At 72.3% G+C, this 22654-nt stretch carries 14 protein-coding genes; 9 read left to right on the top strand and 5 right to left on the bottom strand.

The genetic code is table 11. From position 1 onward, the window contains the following. The first annotated feature begins 157 nt into the window (after positions 1-157). Together CNX65_RS21965 and CNX65_RS21960 are read left to right on the top strand one after the other, a co-directional pair. Complete coding sequence (locus tag CNX65_RS21965; RefSeq protein ID WP_096495456.1) at positions 158-1840, top strand: prenyltransferase/squalene oxidase repeat-containing protein; 1683 nt, start codon at positions 158-160, stop codon at positions 1838-1840. 35 nt (positions 1841-1875) lie between these two features. Then, a complete protein-coding gene (locus CNX65_RS21960; protein WP_096495455.1) occupies positions 1876-3078 on the top strand; it encodes a cytochrome P450 family protein in 1203 nt (400 codons plus the stop codon). Between the two features lie 99 nt (positions 3079-3177). Here the strand turns inward: CNX65_RS21960 and CNX65_RS21955 are convergent, their stop codons facing one another. After that, positions 3178-4011: a TauD/TfdA dioxygenase family protein gene (locus CNX65_RS21955; protein ID WP_096495454.1), complete on the bottom strand. Its 834-nt coding sequence runs from the start codon at positions 4009-4011 to the stop codon at positions 3178-3180. Positions 4012-4190: 179 nt separating this feature from the next. Between CNX65_RS21955 and CNX65_RS21950 the strand changes: the two genes are divergently transcribed. Further along, positions 4191-5183: a methyltransferase gene (locus tag CNX65_RS21950; protein WP_096495453.1), complete on the top strand. Its 993-nt coding sequence runs from the start codon at positions 4191-4193 to the stop codon at positions 5181-5183. Between the two features lie 8 nt (positions 5184-5191). Here CNX65_RS21950 and CNX65_RS21945 read toward each other — a convergent pair whose 3' ends face one another. The 3 genes from CNX65_RS21945 to CNX65_RS21935 all read right to left on the bottom strand — a co-directional run bounded on the left by CNX65_RS21945 (position 5192) and on the right by CNX65_RS21935 (position 9259). Beyond that, entirely contained in the window at positions 5192-6463 is a 1272-nt protein-coding gene (locus CNX65_RS21945) for an FAD-dependent oxidoreductase (protein WP_232519949.1), read from the bottom strand. A 94-nt stretch (positions 6464-6557) separates the two neighbouring features. Next, positions 6558-7541, bottom strand: a complete 984-nt coding sequence (locus CNX65_RS21940) for a UbiA family prenyltransferase (protein ID WP_198320529.1) — start codon at positions 7539-7541, stop codon at positions 6558-6560. Beyond that, positions 7541-9259 carry a polyprenyl synthetase family protein gene (locus CNX65_RS21935; RefSeq protein ID WP_096495452.1) on the bottom strand — a complete coding sequence of 573 codons (1719 nt, stop codon included), beginning with the start codon at positions 9257-9259 and terminating at the stop codon, positions 7541-7543. Before CNX65_RS21935 ends, CNX65_RS21940 begins: the two co-directional genes overlap by 1 nt. A gap of 254 nt (positions 9260-9513) precedes the next feature. Between CNX65_RS21935 and CNX65_RS21930 the strand changes: the two genes are divergently transcribed. Together CNX65_RS21930 and CNX65_RS21925 are read left to right on the top strand one after the other, a co-directional pair. Continuing rightward, positions 9514-10593, top strand: a complete 1080-nt coding sequence (locus tag CNX65_RS21930) for an NAD(P)-dependent oxidoreductase (protein WP_309141931.1) — start codon at positions 9514-9516, stop codon at positions 10591-10593. Continuing rightward, positions 10590-11384 carry an SDR family NAD(P)-dependent oxidoreductase gene (locus CNX65_RS21925; protein ID WP_096495450.1) on the top strand — a complete coding sequence of 265 codons (795 nt, stop codon included), beginning with the start codon at positions 10590-10592 and terminating at the stop codon, positions 11382-11384. Before CNX65_RS21930 ends, CNX65_RS21925 begins: the two co-directional genes overlap by 4 nt. A gap of 18 nt (positions 11385-11402) precedes the next feature. Here CNX65_RS21925 and CNX65_RS21920 read toward each other — a convergent pair whose 3' ends face one another. Next, positions 11403-14483: a DEAD/DEAH box helicase gene (locus CNX65_RS21920; protein ID WP_198320528.1), complete on the bottom strand. Its 3081-nt coding sequence runs from the start codon at positions 14481-14483 to the stop codon at positions 11403-11405. Positions 14484-15081: 598 nt separating this feature from the next. Here CNX65_RS21920 and CNX65_RS21915 point away from each other — a divergent pair. The 4 genes from CNX65_RS21915 (at position 15082) to CNX65_RS21900 (ending at position 22536) form a co-directional block, all read left to right on the top strand. Beyond that, positions 15082-17325, top strand: a complete 2244-nt coding sequence (locus tag CNX65_RS21915) for a tellurite resistance TerB family protein (protein ID WP_256373391.1) — start codon at positions 15082-15084, stop codon at positions 17323-17325. Then, complete coding sequence (locus tag CNX65_RS21910; RefSeq protein WP_096495447.1) at positions 17322-18689, top strand: ATP-binding protein; 1368 nt, start codon at positions 17322-17324, stop codon at positions 18687-18689. Before CNX65_RS21915 ends, CNX65_RS21910 begins: the two co-directional genes overlap by 4 nt. After that, complete coding sequence (locus tag CNX65_RS21905; protein WP_096495446.1) at positions 18664-21567, top strand: DEAD/DEAH box helicase; 2904 nt, start codon at positions 18664-18666, stop codon at positions 21565-21567. Before CNX65_RS21910 ends, CNX65_RS21905 begins: the two co-directional genes overlap by 26 nt. Before the next feature lie 240 nt (positions 21568-21807). Continuing rightward, entirely contained in the window at positions 21808-22536 is a 729-nt protein-coding gene (locus tag CNX65_RS21900; RefSeq protein ID WP_096495445.1) for a MerR family transcriptional regulator, read from the top strand. Positions 22537-22654 lie beyond the last annotated feature (118 nt).

Genomic DNA, 22654 nt, shown 5'->3' with positions numbered 1-22654 from the left:
ACCGCCGAGCCCTGGACCGCCGAGCGCCCCGCCGCCAAGCGCCCGACCGCCGCGCACCGCCCCACCACCCCGCCGGGGGACCCGCCCCTCGCCCCACCCCCTCGACGCGCCCACCGCCCACGAGCTCCGGCCCCGAGGCCGGGCGAGAGGAGCCAGCATGACCTCGGTCCACGCCGACCCGGACCCGTTCACGGACGTCCTAGACCGCGCCATCTCCGAGGGCGCCGAGGCCCTGTTCCGCGCCCAGCGCCCGGACGGCGTGTTCGACTACAGCGAGGACAACCTCACCTCCACCCTCGGCACCGTCGGCGCCCTGTCCGCCCTGCACTACGCCGACCCCGAGGGCAGCGCCGACCTGATCGAGGCGGGCGCGGGCTGGCTGCGCCGCACCCAGAACGAGGACGGCGGCTGGGCCATGGTCCCCGGCCTGCCCAGCGAGGCGGGCCCCACCGCCGTCTCCTCCGCCGTGCTGCACCTGGTCGACCCGGTCGGCAGCGCCGCCCACGTCGAGTCCGGGCAGCGCTGGATGGGCGACCACGGCGGCCTGGAGGCCATCCCGCACCCCGAGGTCGTCTCCTGGTGCCGCCAGTACTACGGCTTCGTCGGCTGGCTCGCCCCCGAGGACATGCGCCGCTTCCCCCTGGAGCTGGCCCTGCTTCCCGGCCTCTACCGCAGGCTGTTCGACCTGCGCGTCCCGATGGCCTCCGCGCTCGGCCTCGCCCAGGCCAAGCACAAGCCGCTCAACCCGCTGCAGCGCCTGTTCGCCCGCCTCGGCACGCCGAACGCGCTCACCGCCATCCGCCAGGTCTACGAGCACGAGGGCTCCACCGGCGCGTGGTGCGAGAACGCCTGGGTCACCGGCCTGGTCTGCACCGGCCTGGCCCGCGCCGACCTCGCCCCCGACATGGTCGCCGCCGCCGTCGGCTGGTTCCGCCGCACCATGGACCCCGAGGGCTGGTGGCAGACCGGCCCGCTCGACGCCGCCTGGACGATGTACGCGGTGCGCGGCCTCACCGAGGTCGGCTACGCCGACGACCCCCGCCTGGTCGCCTCGCGGGACCTGTTCACCCGCCTCCAGCAGCACCGCCCGTTCCTGGCGTTCGGCTGCCCGCCCGGCTACTGGGGCTGGGCCGGGACCGAGGGCTGGCCGTCCACGCTGGAGACCGGCGAGATCCTGTCCGTGCTGTGCCGCCTCCCCGGCGACGAGCAGGCCAACGCCGTCGAGCGCGGCGTCGACTGGCTCACCCGCGTGCAGGACACCCGCGGCTCCTGGGGCCTGTGCGTGAAGAACACCAAGGTCGCCAACAGCGGCCCGTGCCCCATGACCACCGTGCAGGCCGTCGACGCGCTGCTCGACGCGGGCGTGCCCGCCACCGACCCCAGGGTGCGCCGCGCCCTGACCTGGCTCGGGAAGGCCCAGCTGCCGGACGGCTCGTTCGAGTCGGTCTGGTACCGCCAGCACACCATGGGCACCGCCGCCGTCCTGGAGACCTTCTCCAGGGTCGGCCGCGCCGACGACCCGGTGGCCCGCAGGGCCGCGGCCTGGCTGGAGCGCGCCAGGCTCGACGACGGCTCCTGGGGCGACGGCGCGGGCGCGCCCGGCACGGTCGAGGAGACCGGCTGGGCGGTGTCGGCGCTGCTCGCCTCCGGCGCGGACGCCAGGGGCCTGCGCACCGGCGTCGACTGGCTGCTCGCCCACCGCGCGGACGGCGGCGGCTGGCCGTCGGAGATCGTCCACGAGTACGTGCGGCACGTCAGCCGCTACACCAACCCCGCGTTCGCCCAGGGCATGGCGCTGCGCGCGCTGGGCCGCTACCGGGACGCGGTCGCCAAGCCCTGACCCCGGCCGTTCCCGCACCAGTCCCAGGAGAACCGATGACGAGCACGCACCAGGATTCGTTCACCGACGACTACTGGCTCGACCCGCACTCGACGCTCGCGCGGGCGCGGGAGAACGAGCCCGTGCGCGTCGCCCACTTCGAGTCGGGCCCCACCTGGCTGGTCACCCGCTACGCGGACGTGCGCGCCGGCCTGGTGGACGAGCGGCTGGCCAAGGACTGGCGCTCCACGCTGCCCGAGGCCGAGCGCGCCGACGCCCCGCCCGGACTGCCCGCGCCCATGTCGCACATGCTCACCTCGCTCGACCCGCCGGAGCACACCCGGCTGCGCGCCCTGGTCACCCAGGCGTTCACCGCCAGGCGGATCGCCGCGCTGCGCCCCAGGGTCGAGCAGTTGGCCGAGGAGCTGCTGGACGGGCTGCCCGAGGACGAGCCGGTCGACCTGGTCGGCCGCTACGCGATCATCCTGCCGATGATCGTGATCTGCGAGCTGCTGGGCGTGCCGGAGCTGGAGCGCGACGAGTTCGCCCGGCTGTCCACGGTGCTGATCGACGAGTGCCCCGAGCCGGAGCTGGCCGAGGCGTCCGCGCAGATGGCCACCTACCTGGACGGCCTGGTCGCGGCCAAGCGGGCCGACCCGGACGACGCCCTGCTGTCGGCGCTGATCACCGCCTCCGACGAGGGCGACCGGCTGACCGACCTGGAGATCACCGCGATGGCCATGCTGCTGCTCATGGCCGGGCACGAGACCACCGCGGTGTTCCTGACCAACAGCGTGCGCGCGCTGCTCGACGACCCCACGCACGTGCACCGGCTGACCGACCCGAAGGCCGCGCCCGCCATGGTGGAGGAGCTGCTGCGCTGGCTCTCGCCCGCCATGAACGCCTCGCTGCGCTTCGCCACCGAGGACATGGAGATCGGGGGAGTGCCGATCGCGCGCGGCGAGTCGGTGATGCTGTCCACGGCGGCGGCCGACCGCGACCCGCGCGTGTTCCCCGACGCGGACGTGTTCGACCCGGACCGCAACACCGCCAAGCACGTGGCGTTCGGGCACGGCATCCACCGCTGCCTCGGCGCGGCGCTGGTGCGGCTGGAGGCCGAGGTGGGGCTGGCCGCGCTGTTCCGCCGGTTCCCGCAGCTGCGGGCCACCGCCGACCCGGCGACGCTGACGTTCCGGCGCAGCGTGCACGTGCACAGCCCCAGGGTGTTCCCGGTGCTGCTGGGCCCGCGCGCGCACTGACCGGCGCGCGAACGACGACGCCGAACGGGCCGGGGGACGTGATCCCCCGGCCCGTTCGGCTTGCCCGCGCCCGCGAGCGCTGGTCGGCCCCTGGCCGTGCTAGTCCTTCACGACCGTCGCCGCCATCGCGCCCTCCTGGAAGTGCGGCCAGCGCGGCTCCGCGCCGCGCGGGTCGTCGCCCATGACCGTCACCCGCTGCCCGACCCGCCGCCCGGTGTAGTCGTTGACCGCGTAGTGCTGGGTGGCCCGGTTGTCCCACATCGCCACCGCGCCCGGCGCCCAGCGGTACCGGCAGGTGCGCTGCGGGCTCTCCGACACCTCGAACAGGTGCTCCAGCAGCGCCGCGCTCTCGCCCCGGCTCAGCTGCAGGATGCGCTTGGTGAACATCCGGTTCACGTACAGGCTCTTGCGCCCGGTCACCGGGTGCACCCGCACCACCGGGTGCTCGACCTCGCTGCGGAACGTGCCCTGCGGGTGCGCGAACACGTGCGAGGCGGTCGTGCCCTCCAGCAGCTCCCGCATCGGCGCGGACAGCGCCTCGTACGCCAGGTACTGGTTGCTCCACATCGTGTCCCCGCCCGCCTCGGGGGTGAGCGTGATCTGCAGGACCGAGGTGATCGGCGGGTGCTTCACGTAGGAGACGTCGGTGTGCCACACGTCGGCCTTCGCGCCCTGGTCGGAATCGAGCACGACGATGTGCTCGTGCCCGGCCAGCTTCGGCAGGAACGGGTGCACCTCCAATTCCCCGAACCGGGAGCCGAACGCCTGGTGCGCCTCCGGGGTCAGGCCGCCCGCCTCCGGGAAGAACAGCACCAGGTGGCGGACCAGCAGGTCGTGGATCTCCTTGAACTGCTCGTCGTCGACGGTGTTCAGGTCGACGCCGTACACCTCCGCGCCGATCGAGCCGGACACCGGGCGAACCTGGAAAGTCATGCCGCTCCTTATTCTCGTGAATCGTGGAAAAACTCGCGCGAATACCTGACTACCGCGCTCGCGGGTAATAGTCCGGACATTCGGGAAACGCTCTTGACCTTGTTCTCCGGTCGCTGTCAGGATCGAGTGGTCCGCATTTCCTCCCGACTTTCCGGGATCGACGAGAGGACCAAGCCGGGATGACCGCACAGGACGAGCTGGCCAGGATGATCGACCTCGCGACGCCGTTCGCGGTGCGCGCGGCGGTGACCCTGCGCCTGCCCGAGCTGGTCGACAAGGGCGCCACCGCGCTGCCCGACCTGGCCACCGCCGCCGGGGCCGACCCCGACGCGCTGCGCAGGCTGCTGGCGCACCTGACCTCCATCGGCTTCCTCGCCGAGCCGGAGCCCGGCCGCTACGCGCTCACCGACGTCTCCCGCGTCCTGCTGCGCGACGACCACGCCGCCGCCCGCGCCTGGCTGGACATCGAGGGCCCCGGCGCGAAGATGGACCTGGCCTACGCGGGCATGGCGCACTCGGTGCGCACCGGCCGCTCCGCCTACGCCACCGTCCACGGCGTGCCCTTCTGGGAGGACTACAGCGCCGACGAGGCGCTGCGGGTGTTCTTCGGCCAGGTCATGGCCGTGCACGCCTGGCAGACCGGCCCGGTGCTGGCAGCCGAGGTCGACTGGTCCGCCGACACCCGCGTGCTCGACGTGGGCGGCGGCATCGGCGCGCTGCTGAGCGACGTGCTGCGCGGCAACCCGCACCTGACCGGCGGGGTGCTGGACCTGCCCGCCGTCGAGCCGGAGGCCGTCGAGGCGCTGCGCGCGGCGGGACTGGCCGACCGGGCGGAGTTCGTGCCCGGCAGCTTCTTCGACCCGCTGCCCGCCGGGTACGACACCTACGTGATCTCCCGCGTGCTCACCGACTGGCCGGACGAGGACGCCCAGCGCATCCTCGCCCGCGCCGCCGAGGTGGTCGGCGACGGCCGCGTGCTCGTGGTGGAGGTGCTGGCGGGCGCGGAGCACGCCAAGAACAACTCCTCCTTCGACCTCCAGTCCCTGGCGCTGCTGGGCGGCCGGGAACGCTCGGTGGAGGACTTCACGGTCCTGGCCGAGCGCGCCGGGTTCACCTCCGCCGCTCCGCGCCGCTGGGACGGCGGCCTGCTCGTGGTGGAGTGCCGCCGCTAGCGCCCGCGTCACCGGCGCGCCCAGCCCGGCAGCTGCCCGCCCCTCGGGTCGGGCAGCACGCCGAGCTGGTGCAGCCGGTCCAGCGGGCGCAGCGGGTGCTGCCCGAGCCCGGACATGTTGTGCATGATCGTGTAGGTCAACCGCCGGTTGCCGCCGGTCTTGCGCAGCGCCCGCCGCCCGAGCGCCCGCCCGAACGGCGACAGGTCGGTGATCATCCGGGTGGCGCTGTGGCTGGTCGTGGCCACGTGCACCAGCGCCCGCCTGCGCTCGTCGCTCCACGCCGCGAGCACCGGGTCGAGCCTGCCCGGCGCCAGGTCGCCCTCCAGCGCGGCCACCCGGTCCGCGAGCCTGGCCGCGTTGACGATGGAGCTGTTCATGCCCTGGCCCGCCGCCGGGTGCACCGCGTGCGCGCTCTCCCCGAGCAGCACGATCCCCTTGCCGGACAACGACTCCGTGAGCGAGCGGCCCACCGGCAGCACCTGCTTGCCGTTCCACGCCCGCAGCACGTCGGCGCGCTTCCCGGCGAACGCGGGCACCTGCCGGACGAACCCGTCCACCCAGTCCGACGCCTTCTCCCGGTCCACGCCGCGCAGCTCGTCGGCCGAGACCTGCACGTACAACCGGGCCCGGTCGCCCGGCAGGGAGTAGCTCATGGCCAGCCCGCGCGGGGTGGCGTAGGTGGACACGTCCTCGCCCACCGGCTGGTCGGCCAGGTCGAACGCGGCCAGCCGGTGCGGGTACTCGGTGCGCGCCAGCTCGATGCCCGCGTCCTTGCGCAGCCGCGAGGACAACCCGTCCGCCGCGACCACGAGCGCCGCGGTGACGTCGCCGCTGTCCAGCCGCACGCCGCGCGCCCTGCCCCCGCTGTCCCGCAACAGCTCCCGCACCACCGCGCCCCGCCGAACCTCCACCGTCGCGGGCAGCGCGCGGGCCAGCGCGCCGAGGATCACGTGGTAGTCGTGCACCAGCAGCCACGGCCGCTCCGCGTCCAGCAGCGTCCGGTAGTCCATGGTCAGCAGCGCCGCGCCCTCCCGGTCGCGCGCGACGAGCGCGGGCACCCGAAGCGCCCCGTCGGCCACCAGCGCGTCCACCACGCCCCAGCCCTGCAGGACGGTGATCGCGCCGGGTTGCAGCAGCTCGCCCTTGGCGATGGGCCGCACCTCGCGCTGCTTGTCCAGCACGAGCACCCGAAACCCGCCCCGCCCCAACGCGTGCGCCGCCGCGAGTCCGGCCACCCCGGCCCCGACGACCACCACGTCCACGTCCGTGCCCGTGCTCACGCGCCACCCCGCTCCACCCGGCGGGCGCGCGGTCGCGCCCGGTTCCGAGGGGACCGGTCGACGCCGGTCCCCGTTGCCCCACGAGCGATCGCGCTCACGAGGCGGTCGCGTTCCGCAGCCCGGCGGGCGGGATCTCGTGCCGCACCCGCATCGCGTTCTGGGTGAGCAGGCTGAACAGCAGCACCGGCGCCAGCACCGACGCCGCCACCGTCACCCCGGTCCCGGCCGCCACCACCGCGCAGGCCAGCACCAGCCGCTCGCCCACCAGCAGCGCGTGCGCCCGCAGCGCCGACTCGCGGGTGATCCCGCCGCCCTGCGCCAGGAGCCCGCCGAACACCCACACGCCGACCGCGAGCGCCACCACCAGCAGCGCCAGGTAGGAGGCCCGGTCGGGCAGCGGCTCCAGCAGCGCCGCGAACGCGACCGCGCAAGCCCCGGCGTACAGCCCGGCCGCGAGCCGCGCGCTGTAGGCGACCCCGCGCAGCACCGGCACCGACCGGTAGCCGCCCGCCGCGTCCCCGGCCACGTCCCGCACCGCGCCCACCAGGTTCGAGGACGCGTCGTGCAGCAGGAACACCACCGCGAACGGCGCCGCCGCCCACACGTTCCCGCCCGGCGCGCAGGACGCGCCCGCCAGCACCGCGAGCGAGGTCAGCGCCCCGCGCACCAGGTTCCCGGACAGCCCGCGCCCCTTGCACACCCGGCTGTACGCGGCGATCCCGACGACCCCGACCACCAGCAGCGCCAGCACCCGCCAGCCCACCGACAGCGCCAGCCCGGCCGCCCCGACCTCGCACACCGCCGCCGACACCAGCGCCGCCCGCGCGCCCAGCCGCCCGGACGGGATCGGCCGCTGCGGCTTGTCGATCGCGTCCAGCTCCCGGTCGAACCAGTCCCCGAGGTAGTGCCCGCCCAGCCACACCAGCACCGGCACGACCACCGCCGCCAGCACGTGCCGCGGTCCGGGGTCCCCGCCCGCGACCGACAGCCCGGCCAGGCCGACCACGCCGGGGTAGGGCAGCGTGTAGGGCCGCCAGGTCTGGACGTGCGCCCAGGCCGCGCCCATCCCGCTCGCCACTACCGCCTCCGCGCCACGGACTTGTCCGCGACCCCGGCCAGCGTCGCGGTGTGCTCGTTGCCGGGCAGCCCGGACAGGCACGCCTTGGCCAGCGCCACCTCGGCCTCGGCGTGCTCGGTGGCCACCGCGAGCGCGCCGGTGTCCACCAGCAGCTCGCGCAGCGCCGGGTACGCCTCCTCGGCGGGCAGCTCGCCGCTGAGCACGCGGGCGATCCGCGCGCGCTGCCCGGCCGTCCCCCGCGCGTGCGCCAGCAGCACCGGGTAGGTGGGGCGCAGGTTCCGCAGGTCGCTCAGCTCGGACTTGCCGGTGACGGCCGAGTCGGACAGGTACGGCAGCAGGTCGTCGTGCACCTGGAACGCCAGCCCGAGGTGCTCGGCGTACGAGGTGACCGCCTCCACCGCCTCCGGCCCGGCGCCGCCCAGCAGCGCGCCCGCCCGGCAGGCGCCCCGGAACAGCGCGCCGGTCTTGAGCGCCATGACCGTGACGTAGTCGCCCAGCGGGTGCGTGGGGTCCGCCGCGAGCGCGCCTTCCAGGGCCTGGCCCCGGCACACGTCCACGCCCGCGTCGGCGATCGCCCGCGCCGCGCCCAGCGCCGCCTCGGCGGTGACGCCCAGCTCGACGCAGGCGGCGACGGCGCTGAACGTCTTGAAGATCAGCGCGTCGCCGACCACGATGGCCTCGGGCACGCCGAACCGGTGCTGCACCGAGGGCTGGCCGCGCCGCACCTCGTCGTCGTCGATCACGTCGTCGTGCACGAGCGAGCCCACGTGCAGGTACTCGACGGCGAGCGCGGCGGGCACCACCCGCTCCACGTCGCCGCCGACCGCGCCCGCCGCCGACGCCAGCAGCAGGGGCCGCAGCATCTTGCCGGGGGTCAGCAGCGCGTACCGGGAGATGTCGAGCACCGGGTCGCCGGTCTCGGGCCACTGGGCGCGCAGCGCCTCGCGCAGCCGCGCCACGACCGCGGCGGCGGCGGGGGAGAGGGCGTCCCGGTCGGTCCCGTCCCGGTTGTCCCCGTTCCGGCGCGCGGTCGTGGCGGGCGCGGGCGCCCCCGGTTCCGCGAGGGTGGTCCCGGTCGTGCCGTGGTCGTCCTCGGAGTGCTCCGAGACGAGCGCGATCACCACGTCGTTGCTCCCCTTCGCCGCCGATCCGCTCGTCCCCGCTCCGTCGCCGCCGCCGCTCAGCGCGGCCAGCGCCTCGTCCCGCTCGTCGGGCCCGATCCGCCCGGCGGGCACCTCGGCGCGCAGCCGGGCGGCCACGGTCGTGCCGCCCACCAGGTACTCGACCCGTGCCGTGAGCGAGCCGACCACGACCACGCGCGGGTCCAACCGCCGCAGCCCCAGCACGCGGGCGCCGTGCTCCCGCCCGACCTCCGCGCTCCCCGGCCGCGACGCGTCCACCACGAGCAGCCCGTCCGGCGCCAGCGCCGCCAGCAGCCGCGCGATCCCGTCCGGCGTCGGGTCGTCGCCGTCCCGGTCGCCCGCGAGGACGACCTCACCCCCGTCACCGGGGAGCCCGTCGAGCAACCGCCGCAGCAGCACGCCCGTTCCCGGCCCGACCACGACCTCGGCCTCGGGCACCCCGAACCGGTCGGCTATCGCCCGGTCGAGCGGTGGGGGCTGCTCGGAACCCCCCTGGACTCCGGACGGCGACGGCGCTGGGCGCCCGTCGCGGGAAAGCGGGTGGACGATGTTCGGCACGCTGAGGTCCCCGTTCACCGGTTGAGTCCTGTCGGGAATCGCAAAGCTGTTCCCGAACACCTCTACCCAATTGGGGACTGGTGCGGAAGGGGGCGGTCCGGTTTTCCGCGACGCCCTTCACCGGATGCCCTGAGCAGTGCAAAGGGTTGGCTCGCGGGTTCACCGCCCGGAAACTCCGGGACGTGGACGCGTAATCATCCGCGTGCTATGCCGGAGGGTGCGCGTGGGACTTTCGGGGTATTCCCGGCCGTTCGGCTGCGTCCATTCGCAGGATGGCGCTGCACGCCCTCGTTGACCTCCCTAACGGTGGGCGGTCGGTGTTTCACCTGGTGGGCGCGGGTGCAGTTGCGGTACTCGCCCTTACCCGAGCAATTCTTAGCCTGAACAGTGCAGCGCCGCTCCGCTCCCGCGTCCACGGCCCTGAGGCTCACAACGGTTCGGACCCCGAAGCGCTCCGCTGCGGCCCGCCGTCTCGCCGGGTGCCCCGTTCGGCCCACCCGTCCACCTGGCGGACACCGCCACCGGCGTTGCCTCGGATGGCGGGAAGCCGTCGGGAAGTGGCAATTCGGGTCATTCCCGCCGACCACCGAGCCGCCACCGCCCCGGTCGACCGGGAAAGGGCCGATCTGGATTGTCGACCGAGTTCACGCTCATCCCACGCGTTCCGCTGTGGTTTTCCTGCCCGAATCGGCCTTTCCGCCGCGGCCCCGTCCGCATTCCGAACGCCGAGGGGCGTCGCCGACCGTGCGACCGCTGATCGCGGGCGCTGTCCGGGGGGCCACGAGGTCACCGCCTTCGTCCGTGCCAGGGGGGCGCTCCCGGACCACCACGCGCTGACCGTGGCCACCGGCTCGGTGGCCGACGACCCCGACCACCTGACCGAGGCGCTGCGAGGCCATGACGCCGTCCTGTCCGCCCTGGGGAACCCGCTGTGGCTCAAGGGGAAACGCGGCCCCGCCATCGTGGAGCCCGCTGTGCGCAACCTGGTCGCGGCCATGCGCGCCACCGCCGTGCCGCGCGTCGTGGTCCCCCTGGCCTGGGGGACGGGCCGCAGCCGCGCGGCGGCATCCCCGTTGGTCCGCCTGGTGACCACGACCCTGATCCGCCGCGACTACCGGGACTTCGACGCCGCCGAACGCGTGCTGGCCGAGTCCGACCTGGCTTGGACCATCGTGTACTTCGGCGCCCTGACCGATGGCGAGTCCACAATGGACTTCATCCCGACCCGCCGGATCGCAACCCCGTCCCCGCTGGCGATCCCCAGGTCGACGCTGGCCGGTTTCCTGGTGGAGGCGGCGGTGACCGGTGAGCACGCCCGCGCCAGGCTGGTCCTGAACGGGGCGGCCGGGTGAAGATCGTCCTGACCGGGGCGACCTCCGGCATCGGCGCGGCGGCGGCCCGACGCCTGCACGCGCGGGGCGCGCACCTGATCCCCGTGGGCCGCTCACCCGAGCGCGCGGCGGCCCTGTCCGCAGAACTGGGAATCCCCTGCCACACGGTGGGCTTCACCCACCTGGCCAGCTTCAGAGCCCTGGCCGCCACCCTCCTCGAGTCCCACCCTGGCATCGACGTCCTGGCCGCGAACGCGGGCGGAATCCCCCGCAGTGGCGCCAAGACCGGAGACGGCCTGGAGCCGGTCTTCCAGGCGAACGCCCTGTCCCCCTGGCTCCTCGCCACCCTGCTGGCCCCGTCCCTGCGCGGCGGCCGAGTCGTGTCGACGTCCTCCCGCTCGCACACCACGGCCACCCTGCCCACCCCGCTGACCGGGATCGCCCACGACACGACCGGCCTGGGCGCCCACGCGGTCTACGCGCGGGCGAAGCTGGCGGGCGCCCTCCTCCTCCGCGAACTGGGCAGGCGGGAGCCGGACATCACCGTGACCGACTTCCACCCCGGCCTGGTCGCCTCGGGCTTCGGCCGCTACCTGGGAAGCGCGAGCGCCCTCCTGAAACTGCTCGCGACCCCGTTCCTGGACTCCCCGACCACCGCGGCCACCCGCCTGATCCACCTGGCCACCACCACCGAGGACGTGAACGGCCACTACCACGTCAAGAACCGCAGGGCGCCGGGCTCACCCCTGCTCCACGACCACACGACAGCCACCGCCCTGTGGAACCTGGCCACCCGCCTGACCGGCGGGTAGCTCCCGCCTGACCGCGAGTCACCGACTGCAGTAGACCAGGAAGCTCCCGTGGGTCACAGTTCGCACGTAGGACTCGGCTCCGGCCAGCAGGCGCAGTTGTTCACCGCTCACCCTCTTCACGGACAGACCGGGCTGGGCCAGCACGGTGTGGAAGTGAGGGGTCAACTGCGGCGCCTTGTGCATCAGGTCGTAGAGGTCGGGAACGTCACCACGCATGTAGGGGGTCTTCCCGGTGCGCTCGAAGAAGCGCCTGCTCCGCCTGAGAAGGTGGCGCAGCAGGGGGCCTGCGCCTTGCTGACGCCACTTGGCGCCCCGGATCGCTTGGCCGCACAACTCGTAGAGGTCCTTGACCCTGGCCCCGGCCTTGGCGTCGCTCGAGTACTTGCAGTGCACCAGGGTGATGTGGAGCTCCTGGCCCACGACGCGCAAACCGACCAGGTCCGCAGCCTCGCCCGCTCCGTCGTCGTCGATGAACAGGTCGAACCCGCTCTGTTCCAGGAGCAGTTCCGCCATGTGGTTCTGGATGGAGTCGGGGCGCCGCTCGGGACCCTGCGACTCGACCTTGAGGTCGACACCGTGCCACAGCAGCGTTTTCAGTTTTCCCAGGTCGAACGCGGGCAGGTCGCGGCGCGGTTCGAGGAGCCTGTCCTCGTCGTCGATCATGCGATCGCCTTCCAGGAACAGCGTGAGCTTGTTCCGGTTCACCCACTCCGTCAAGGAGGACGACACCGATTTGGGGCCCACCACGAGCCCGTCCTCCCCGAGCGGGGCGTAGACCAGCGCTCCGTCGACGACGTCCGCCCGGTAGGCGATCTCCCAAGCGGGGGTGACGAACGAGAGCAGGAACGGACCGGTGGTGCCGAAGTCGTCCACGCGCAGCTCGACGTCGAGCAGGTCGTAGACCTTCTCGTCCAGGCTGATGCTCCGCGTGGTCCCGGCGCCGCTGTAGAAGGACCAGCGCCAGTCGACGCCGAGCAGGACCAGCTCCGGTCGCTCGGTCAAGGGAGTGGGAGCGATGAACCCCAGCAGCACCTCGTCCATGTCGATGCTGGTGTCGAGCAGCTTCGCGCCCTGCTCGTCGCACCAGTCGCGCCACGTCTTCAGGTCAGGAGCCTGCCGCACCGACCAGAAGCGCCCGGACATGGCGGCGCTGATGGTGACGCGTTCACCGTTGCCGAAGCCGGAAGTGCTGATGTGGGTCTGGGACTTGCCCTCCTGCTCCGCAGGGTCGATCGCGTTCAGCACGTCGCTGCCGACGTGCATCGAGAAGCGCCGGAAGTGGTCGCGGACGTCGAGCAGGCCCACGTTGGTCGGGATGAGCCGGGTGAAGTGGGCCAGCACGCGGAAGGTGTCGATCCCCTTCACCGGTTCGCAGCCTGGGCCGAGCACCGCTTCGGCGAGTTCCGCGTAGTTCCCTCGCTTCTCCGAGCTGTGGATGTAGAGGAGCCGCTTGGACCGGTCGAAGTAGAGGACGATCAGCTCGTGGTCGACCTGCACCAGGGACTGCACCTCGCCCCACGGAACGCTGGTCCGGTGCTCCAGGACGAACCACGCGACGGACGAGTCCGCGCTGATCGCGATGCTGTTGTCGAGGACCGCGTCCGTCCCGTAGAAGGACAGCGCCGACTCCGGTGACCACTCCGCGCCCGACGCGCGGTGGGCGACCGCGCTCATCTTCGGCTCCAACGACACGGTCGTCACCTCGTCGGGCCCCTCGCTGAACGAATCGTCGAACTCCGACGCCGTCTCCTCGGCCGTGCTGATCCGCTCGGTCACGTCGCGCAGCAGGTGGTTCCAGTCCGCGTCCTCGCGCAGCAGTTCCCGCAGCGGGGACGACGTGACCGACGGGTCGCGGGCCACGAACACCGACGCTCTGCCCAGGTTCACCCCGGCACGCGTGAAGCGACCGATGAACTGGATCATCGGGCCGAGGCTCTTCTTCACGTCGTGCAGCGCGGCCACCTTCAATGCGGGCAGGTCGTACCCCTCGCCGAGCATGTCCACGCACACGACGATCCGGCACTCCCCCTCCCGCAAGGCTCGGTGCGCCGCAGCCCGATCAGCCGCCTTCACCCTCTCGTGCAGCACCACCGGGCCGAGGTCGGCCGCCTTCGCCCCGTACAGCGCCAGCAGCTCCTCGGCGCGGGGGATGTCCTTCGCCCTGGCCATCAGGACGTGCCCGTGCCCGGCGGCCAGGTCCTCGCGGAGGCGTGCGATCGCGAGGTCGGCCAAACGGGAGTCGGTGTCCTCGATGCAGGCGACCGCTCGGTAGTCGATGGGGGTGAAGTACCCGTCCTTCTGCGCTTCCCGAAGCGGGAACCGGTAGATCGTGCGGCCGGGCAGCCCCTTGCCGTCCTCGCGGAACGGGGTCGCGGTGAACAGCAGCACCCTCCGGTCGGAGAAGGCGTCCACGACCTCCTTCCACGTGGTCGCCATGGCGTGGTGCGCTTCGTCGACCACCAGGTGCGTGAACCCGGCCAGCAGGAGGCTCCGCGCCTCCTCGTCGCACGCCCGCAACGAGTGGGGCGTGGCCACGACCACGTTCGACAGTCGCAGCAACTCCACCGCCTCCGCCGATGTCTTGATGCCGCGCTTGAGCCGCGCCACGCACGGGCGCAGGGCCGTCGCCTCGGCGATGCCCGCCTGCTGGAGCACGCCCAGGGTCTCGAACTTGCCCGCGACCTGGTCGCGCAGGGCGGTGGTGGGGACGAGCACCAGCAGCCGTCCTGGGCGTTCCGCCAGCATCACGGCGAGCATCGTCTCGGTCTTGCCGGTTCCGGTCGGCATCACCACGACGGCGGGATCGGTCGTCCCAGTGGACCAGTAGCCCACGATCGAGTGCAGCGCGCCCAGTTGCGGGCGGCGCAGCGCGCGAGGACCTCCAGCGTCCCGGTAGCCGATGGCCTCGTGGAACGAGGCGGTGACCTCCTCCGGGGTGGACGACTCGCGGCTCCCGGACCAGCGCACTCGCGTGCCCGGCCAGCCGCCCAGGATCGCAGTCAGCGGGCCGTTCGGCACCACCCTGGTGTGGCGGGCGGCAGGCCAGGAGCCGAAGTTGTTCGCCACGACCGGACCGTCCTCGGTCTCTTGCTCCGCCAAGACACCGGAGGGCACCAGGAGTTGCCTGATCTCGTTGCCTCCGACCTTGACCCGTCTCGCCCACACCGCATCGGTCTCGACCCGCATGATGCCCCCAGGGGAACTGTTCGGCTCCGGTCAGGAGTTGTCCGCACTGTTGCGCTTCTCATCGGCCGAATGGATCGAGCGTTACTTCATGCGCTCGGATCACCCTGGTCCTTGTGCACTATTCATGGTTGCTGATATAGGGGGTCAGGTCTGCCGCCTGTTGTCGCACCGGAGAGCGATGTCAACCTCGGCGCAGTGCGCCTGTTTTTGCAGTTGAGCGCGCTATATGTTATTCGTGGCGAGCCGGCAACGTCTGTTCGGGTGAAAGTGGGCTAACTTTTGGTGTGCCCCGTTGCTGCGGTGAGGCGAATGGAGAACTGATTGTGGTTCACCCGTTCGGACGTTAACGGGAAGCAGGGTCGACACGACGTAGTCGCTGTCACTGTTCGTAGGCCAACCGCGTGAGCGGGCCTTGCCCTGAGGGGGCCTGGTGAAGCTGATCGACCGGTTGCGACGGGTGTTCGGAGACCGGACCGCACCGTCCCAGCCGCTGCGCACACCGCCACCGCCGATGCCGCCTGCGCAGGTGCTGGCCCCTTGGCCCCAGCAGGCCCCACCGCCGCGACCGTGCGTCCAAACGCCCCCACCCCCTCCCCCCGCGCCAGCGCGGAAAGCACCTCCGCAACCGCCGACCTGGTCACCCTCCGGGACGGCGGTCCAGGTGGCGGGCCGGGTGATCTCCTGCCCCATGCTCTACGTGGGCAAGCTCCCCGGCGGGACGCGTTCCCACGACCGCGATGTCGAGGTGGTCGACCCGACCCTCCCGGTCGACTGGGGCCACCCGGACTTCGAGGGGCGGAGCATGGGCTACTGGCCCGCCTACCACTCCATCGGCCCACGCCACCGCGCCGCCTACCTGCTGTGGCTCGACGGCGGGCGCAAAGCTCCGAACGCGTACATCGGGTACGTCTTCCTGTACTTCTACGGCCTTGAGCGCCGCGCCCTGGTCGATCCCAGGCGCGATTCGACCGCCGCGGCCGACCTGCCCCGGATCTTCGCCGAGGTCAACCGCTTGCTCATCGTCTACGGCGACAACCGCTCGTTCCACGGCTACGCCACGGGTTTCCGCGCGCTCCTGCACGCGCTCCTCGACCAGGGCGAGGGCGCCCCGCCGGACCCGGACGAGCACAACAGGTGGGACCCGCCGCTCCGCCTGCGCCTGGGCATCGGCCGTTTCGCAGAGGCCGGGAGCCCCGTGCCGGTCGACTGGGCCTGGTCCTGGGCGATGACCCACCCCGAGATCAACCCGAGGACCCCCTCCGTCCGCTGCCCCGACGAGTTCCGCGCCCTGTTCACCGTTCGCTACCGGGCGGAGCATGGTGACGGGATCGTGGTGCGCCCCCTCAAGAAGCGCGTCGAGCTCCGCTATCACCCGGCCAGCAGCGGGATCGGCGAGGTGACCGTCACGACCGGGGTGCCCGACGTGCTCACGGCAGCGGTCCCGACCAGGAAGCTCGCCGCGCTCGTGGACTCCTGTGCCGACGACCTGGACGCGTACAGCCGCCTGCTCGGCAGGCAACCCGAGGCCTCGGGCACCCTGCCCGCGCTCGCGCTGCTCCCGGCTGAGCTGGTGGCGGGCGAGGGTCTGCGCCCTGTGCGCGAGCTCGTCGACCGCCTGCTGCCCGCCGAACTGCCGCAGGCTCGGTTCGAGCTGTCCGAGCTGACCGGCCTGTGGCCCACCCGAACCCCTGGCAAGTTCCTCAAGGCCGACGCGGTCGGGATCGCCCAGCTGCTGGACAAGCTCGGCGTCGGCATCGAGCCGGACGTCCGCGTGGGAGGCCCGGTGCTGGCCTCTGGTCCCGCCGTGCTGTTTCGCGTGACCGCCGCGCAGCCCACCTCCGCGAGCCCCGAGTACACCGCCGCGACCACGCTGCTCCACCTTGCCGCTGTGGTCTCCGCCGCTGACGACGACGTGTCCGACGAGGAGCGCGACCACCTGGTGGCGCACCTCGAATCCAGTCTGGACCTCACCGAGGGCGAGCGGATCAGGTTGGCTGCGCACCTGGACCGGTTGCTGGCATCCGCGCCCAAGCTGACCGGGTTGACCAAGCGGCTCGCCGTGCTGAGCGACGCCCAGCGCGCCCACGTCGCCCGGTTCGCCACCATCGTCGCCGCCGTGGACGGGGTGGTCTCCCCCGGAGAGGTCGACACGCTGCGCAAGATCTACAAGCTGCTCGGTCAGGACCCCGACTCGGTCTACGCCGAACTGCACACCCTCAGCGCCGCGGCTCCGCGGTCGGTGAAGGGGGCCTCGCCCCGACCCGCGCCCGCCACCGAACCCGTCACCGTGGTCCCGTCCAACGGCGCCCCGTCCGGCTACCGCATCCCGTCCCGGCCGAAGCCCGAGCCCGCCGCGCAGCCGGGCCGGGTGGGGCTGGTGCGCCTGGATCCCGAACTCGTGGCGGCCAAGATGCGGGAAAGCGCCGCGGTCGCCGCGCTGCTCGCCGACGTCTTCGACGACGAACCCGAGGAACCCCAGCCGGTTCCCATCGCGCCACCCGCGCCGGTGGTCCAGGTGGACCCGGTGGGGTCCCTCGACAACGCCCACTCCGCGGTGCTGCGCCGACTGGCCACCGCGCCCGAGTGGAGCCGGGCGGACTACGAGTCCCTGTGCGCCGGATTCGGCCTCCTGCCGGAGGGCGCGCTGGACGTGCTGAACGAAGCCGCCTGCGAGACCTGCGACGAGCCGGTCGTCGAGGACGACGGCGACCGCCTGACGATCAACGACTACGCACTGGGAGAGCTTCTCGCATGAACGACACCCGCATCAGGCCCCGTGAGCGCGACGCGATCATCCAGTCGCTGCGGGCAGGCGTCGTGCCCCGCTCCGGGCAGCAGCACGTGCAGGTCGGGCGGATGCGTGAGGTCGACTCGCTCCTGCACGACCTCGACAGCGTCGCCGACGGGGGCTCGACGGCCAGGTTCGTCATCGGTGAGTACGGCTCGGGCAAGACGTTCTTCCTGAACCTCATCAGGTCGGCCGCCCTCAAGAAGCGCCTGGTGACCGTGCACGCAGACCTCGCCCCCGACCGCAGGCTGCACGCCACCGGCGGCCAGGCCAGGAGCCTGTACACCGAGCTGGCCCGCAACACCTCCACCGCGGCCAAGCCGGACGGCGGCGCGCTCGCAGGCATCGTCGAGCGGTTCGTGTCCCAGGCGCTGGCCACCGCTCGTGAGCAGGGCGCCTCGCCGGAGGACGTCATCCGGCGGCGCATGGCCGAGCTGTCAGAACTCGTCGGAGGTTACGACTTCGCCGCCGTCGTGGAGGCGTACTGGCGGGGGCACGACACCGACAACGAGCAGCTCAAGATCGACGCTGTGCGGTGGCTGCGCGGCGAGTTCGCCACGAAGACCGAAGCGCGGGCGGCCCTGGGCGTGCGCACGATCGTGGACGACGCGAACTTCTACGACCAGTTGAAGCTGCTGTCCCGCTTCGTGCGCATGGCCGGGTACAGCGGCCTGCTGGTGTGCCTGGACGAGATGGTCAACCTGTACAAGCTGACCTCGGCCCAGGCCCGTTCCGCCAACTACGAGCAGATCCTGCGCATCGTCAACGACAGCCTCCAGGGCATCAGCGGCCACATCGGGTTCCTGTTCGGAGGCACGCCCGAGTTCCTCATGGACACCAGGCGTGGCCTGTACTCGTACGAGGCGCTCCAGTCCCGGTTGGTCGAGAACACCTTCGCCACCGGTGGCCTGGTCGACCACTCGGGACCGGTGCTGCGGCTGACCAGCCTCACCCAGGAAGACTTCTACGTCCTGCTCACCAAGCTCCGCCACGTGCACGCGGCCGGGGACCCCGAGAAGCACCTGGTGCCGGACGAAGCGCTGCACGCCTTCATGGACCACTGCGCGCAACGCGTCGGCGACGCCTACTTCCGCACGCCGCGCACCACGATCCGAGAGTTCCTCAACCTGCTGTCGGTGCTGGAGCACAACCAGGGGCAGCGCTGGGAGGAGCTGGTCGGCGGGGTCCGGTTGGAGGCCGAGTCCAATCCCGATCTGGCGCCGGTCGGGGAAGAGGCTCCCGACACGTCGCCCGCCACCGTGCCCGACCGGGTTCCGACGCGGGCCGGAAAGGCGGGAGCCGACGATGAACTGGCGACCTTCCGGCTCTGACCGGGACTCCGCGCAGTTCCTCCGCCTGAACGAGAAGGTCCAGCGCTGGGTCTACCGCAAGGGCTGGACAGCGCTCAACGACGTGCAGGAGCAAGCGATCCCCCTAGTGCTGGGCGGGACCGACGACCTGATCGTCTCGGCGGCCACCGCGTCGGGCAAGACGGAAGCCGCGTTCCTCCCGATCTGCTCCGCCATGCTCGACGAACCCGCAGGTGGTGGGATTCGCGCGCTCTACGTCTCCCCGCTCAAAGCGCTGATCAACGACCAGTTCCGGAGGTTGGACGAGCTGTGCGAGGACCTCGGGCTGCCGGTGCACCGCTGGCACGGTGACGTGCCGGGTTCGGCGAAGTCCAAGGTCCTCAAGGAACCCGACGGCACGCTCTTGATCACACCGGAGTCCCTGGAGGCCATGTTCGTGCTGAGGGGGCCGGAGATCGGCCGACTCCTGCGCGGACTGCGGTGGGTGGTGATCGACGAGATGCACTCGTTCGTCGGCACCGAGCGCGGGGCCCAGCTCCAATCCCTGCTGCACCGGGTGGAACTGGCCACGCGGAAGCGGGTTCCGCGCATCGGGCTGTCCGCCACGCTGCCCGCTTCCGGCGAGGGAATGGCCGCCGCGCGGGACTACCTGCGGCCAGGCGGGGGCGACGACGTCCACGTGCTGACCTCCCAGGCGCAGGGCGCGGAGATCAAGGTCCAGTTGCGCGGGTACCTGGACGCGGCGCCCGCACTCGGCGAGGGGCGCGCGGCGTCCGAGCACCCGGCGGAGGAGGACGCGGACGTGAACGCCGGGACCGGCATCGCGCTCGTCAGCGAGCACGTGTTCAGGACCTTGCGCGGTGGCAACAACCTGGTGTTCTTCGACAGTCGCAGCGAGGTCGAGAGCTACGCCGACCGCCTACGCCGCCGCAGTGAGCAGCTCGCCGTGCCGAACGAGTTCTTCCCCCACCACGGCAACCTCGCGAAGGACGTCCGCGAGCACGTCGAGGACCTGCTCAAGAGCAACCGCCCGGTCACCGTGCTGTGCACCTCCACCCTGGAGATGGGCATCGACATCGGTGCCATCGCGTCGGTCGCCCAGATCGGCGCGCCACCATCCGTTGCGGGACTGCGCCAGCGCATCGGACGCGCTGGCCGTCGCGGCGAACCCACGGTGCTCCGCCTGTACGTGACCGCGCCGGAGATCACCGAGAAGTCCGCCCCGCAGGACGAGTTGCGGGTCGAGCTGTTCCAGGCCGTGGCGATGATGGACCTGCTGGCCGAGCGCTGGTACGAGCCGCCGGACACGTCCGCGCTGCACCTGTCCACGCTCGTCCAGCAGATCATGTCGGTGATCGCGCAGCACCAGGGCGTGAGCCCGGTGGACCTGTTCGGCGCGCTCTGTGCGACCGGCCCCTTCCCGCACGTCGACAAGGGGACCTTCGTCGCGCTCCTGCGCGACCTCGGCGCGGCCGGGATCGTCCAGCAGGAACCCGACGGCCTGCTCCTGCTGGGGCCGGTGGGGGAGCGCGTCGTCAACCACTTCTCGTTCTACGCGGTGTTCGCGGACAGCTCGGACTACCGGGTCGTCCACGGCGCGCGCCCGCTGGGCCTGATGCAGCTGACCTCCCCGACGCCGATCGGTTCCCTGGTCATCTTCGCGGGCAGGCGCTGGAAGATCGTCTCGGTGGACAATCGGGCCAAGCTGATCGAGGTCGAGCCGTCGAGGGGCGGCAGGCCGCCCACCTTCCTCGGTGGTGGCGCGGAGATCCACGACGAGGTGCGGCGCCGGATGCGCGTCTGGTACGAGTCCGACGTGGTTCCCGGCTACCTGGACGCCACCGCCCAACGCCTTCTGGACGAGGGGCGCGCCGCCTACCGCCGGTTCGACCTGGCCCGCACTTCGACTCTCGTCAGCGGCGCCGACACCCTGGTCTTCCCCTGGCGCGGCGATCGGGTCCTCGGCACCATCGCCGCTTGGCTGACCACTGCCGGCCTGCGGTTGCTCAGGGACGGCGTCGCCTTCACCGTACTGGACCACAGCCCGGCACGGCTGCGCGAGGTCGTTCAGGAACTCCTCCTCCTGGAGGGGCCCACCGCCGAGGACATCGCCGCCGCGCAACCCGACACCGTCGTGGAGAAGCACGACGTCCACCTCGGTGAGCCGCTTCGCGCACGTGCCTACGCCGCCGGGCGACTCGACCTGGATGGTGCTCGCGCGACCCTCGTGGATCTGGTCGACCGGCTGCCGGAGTGCGAGGAGGACCCGATCAGCGGTCTGGTTCCTGACGCGGTGCCCGCACGGGAAGTCGAACTGCCCGCGCCGCTGTCGCAGGGCGGAGTGTCCGTCGCAGGTGGTCATCCGGTGACCTACGCGGTGGTGGACCTGGAGACCACGGGGTTCTCCGCCCGAGGTCGGGACCGGATCGTGGAGGTGGCGGTGGTCAGGGTGGCGGCTGACGGCGGCGTGCTCGGTGAGTGGAGCTCTCTGGTCAACCCGCAGCGACGTGTTGCGGCGACCGGGGTGCACGGCATCACCGACGGCGAGGTGGCGGACGCTCCCACGTTCGCGGATCTCGCCCCGGTACTGGCCGATCACCTCCGGGGCGCCGTCCTGGTGGCGCACAACGCCTCCTTCGATGTGAGCTTCCTGAAAGCCGAGTTCGAGCGGGCGGGACACCCCTACCCGTCCAGCGGCACGCTGTGCACGATGCGGTTGGACGCCCACGTGGCGGGCAGGGGGCGGCGCAAGCTCCAGGACTGCCTGACCGCGGTCAGCGCCGGGAGCGCGAACGGCACGGCTCACCGGGCTCTGGCCGATGCCAGGGCCGCGACCGCCTTGCTGCGCCACTACCTGGCCACGGCGCCTCGGGAGGTGCGGAAACTCGTGGGTGGGTGAACCGGGGCGAGGCCACGCTTCGCGCTGAGCTGCCAGGGAAGCGTTGTTTGCGAGCCTCACCCCGCTCACCGCAACGCGTGAACATTCCGGAATTTCCACCACAGCCATGATTACTTCAGTGCAGAACAAAACCACCCAGTTCGCACGATCAGGCGAGTTCCGGCAATCTTGACCATGACGCACCGGCGTGGTCTCTACTGGTCGCACCGCGCCGGGGAACGCACGGCGGAAGGGGTTCTCGTGGCCTGGAGCACCCGGCAGCTCGCCGAGTTGGCGGGCACCAGCCTGCGGACCGTGCGGCACTACCACGAGGTCGGGTTGCTGCCCGAGCCCGAGCGGCGGGCCAACGGGTACAAGCAGTACGGGGTCGCGCACCTCACCCGGTTGTTGCGGATCAAGCGGTTGGCGGAGCTGGGGTTCTCGCTCGACCAGATCGCCGACATGGGCGACGGCGGCGGGCACCCGGCGCAGGAGTTGCGCGCCCTGGACGCTGAGCTGGCCGCCACCATCGAGCGCCTGCAGGGCGTGCGCGAGGAGCTGGCCGTCATCCTGGCCGAGTCCGCGCCCGTCGACCTGCCCCCCGACCTGGCCCCGGCCGTCGCGCTGGAGAAGTACGGCGACGCCGAGCGGGCGTTCGCCGTCGTCATGGGGCGGGTGCTCAGCCCGGAGGCCATCGGGCGCTACCGGAAGGTGTTGGAGGAGTACTACGGCGAACCCGACGCCACCGGGTTCGACGAGCTGCCCGAGGACGCGGACGAGGCAACCCGCGCGCGTGTCGCGGTGCTGCTCGCCCGGCAGCTCAAGCGCATCGCGGAGAACCACCCCGGCGTGACCGAGCTGCGCGACAGCAGCCCGGACGCCCGCGAGCTGGCCGGGAGCGCGGTGGCCGCCGCGCTGCGCGACCTCTACAACCCGGCCCAGCTCGACGTGCTCATCCGCGCGGAGCGGATCAACCGAGCGGAGGGGTGAGCGCGGGGCCGGTGCGGTGAGCGCACTAGCCCTCGCGTGCCCGACACCTCTGGCCGCGCGCCCGGATGGTGTTCTGCGCGGTCGCGGTCCACCCGTCACCCCGATCGGTCACCGGGAC

Origin of the sequence: Actinosynnema pretiosum (assembly GCF_002354875.1) — a bacterium.
Lineage (GTDB): Bacteria > Actinomycetota > Actinomycetes > Mycobacteriales > Pseudonocardiaceae > Actinosynnema > Actinosynnema auranticum.
The sequence above is the reverse complement of the archived record's forward strand: the minus strand, read 5'-3'. Positions and strand labels throughout refer to the sequence as shown.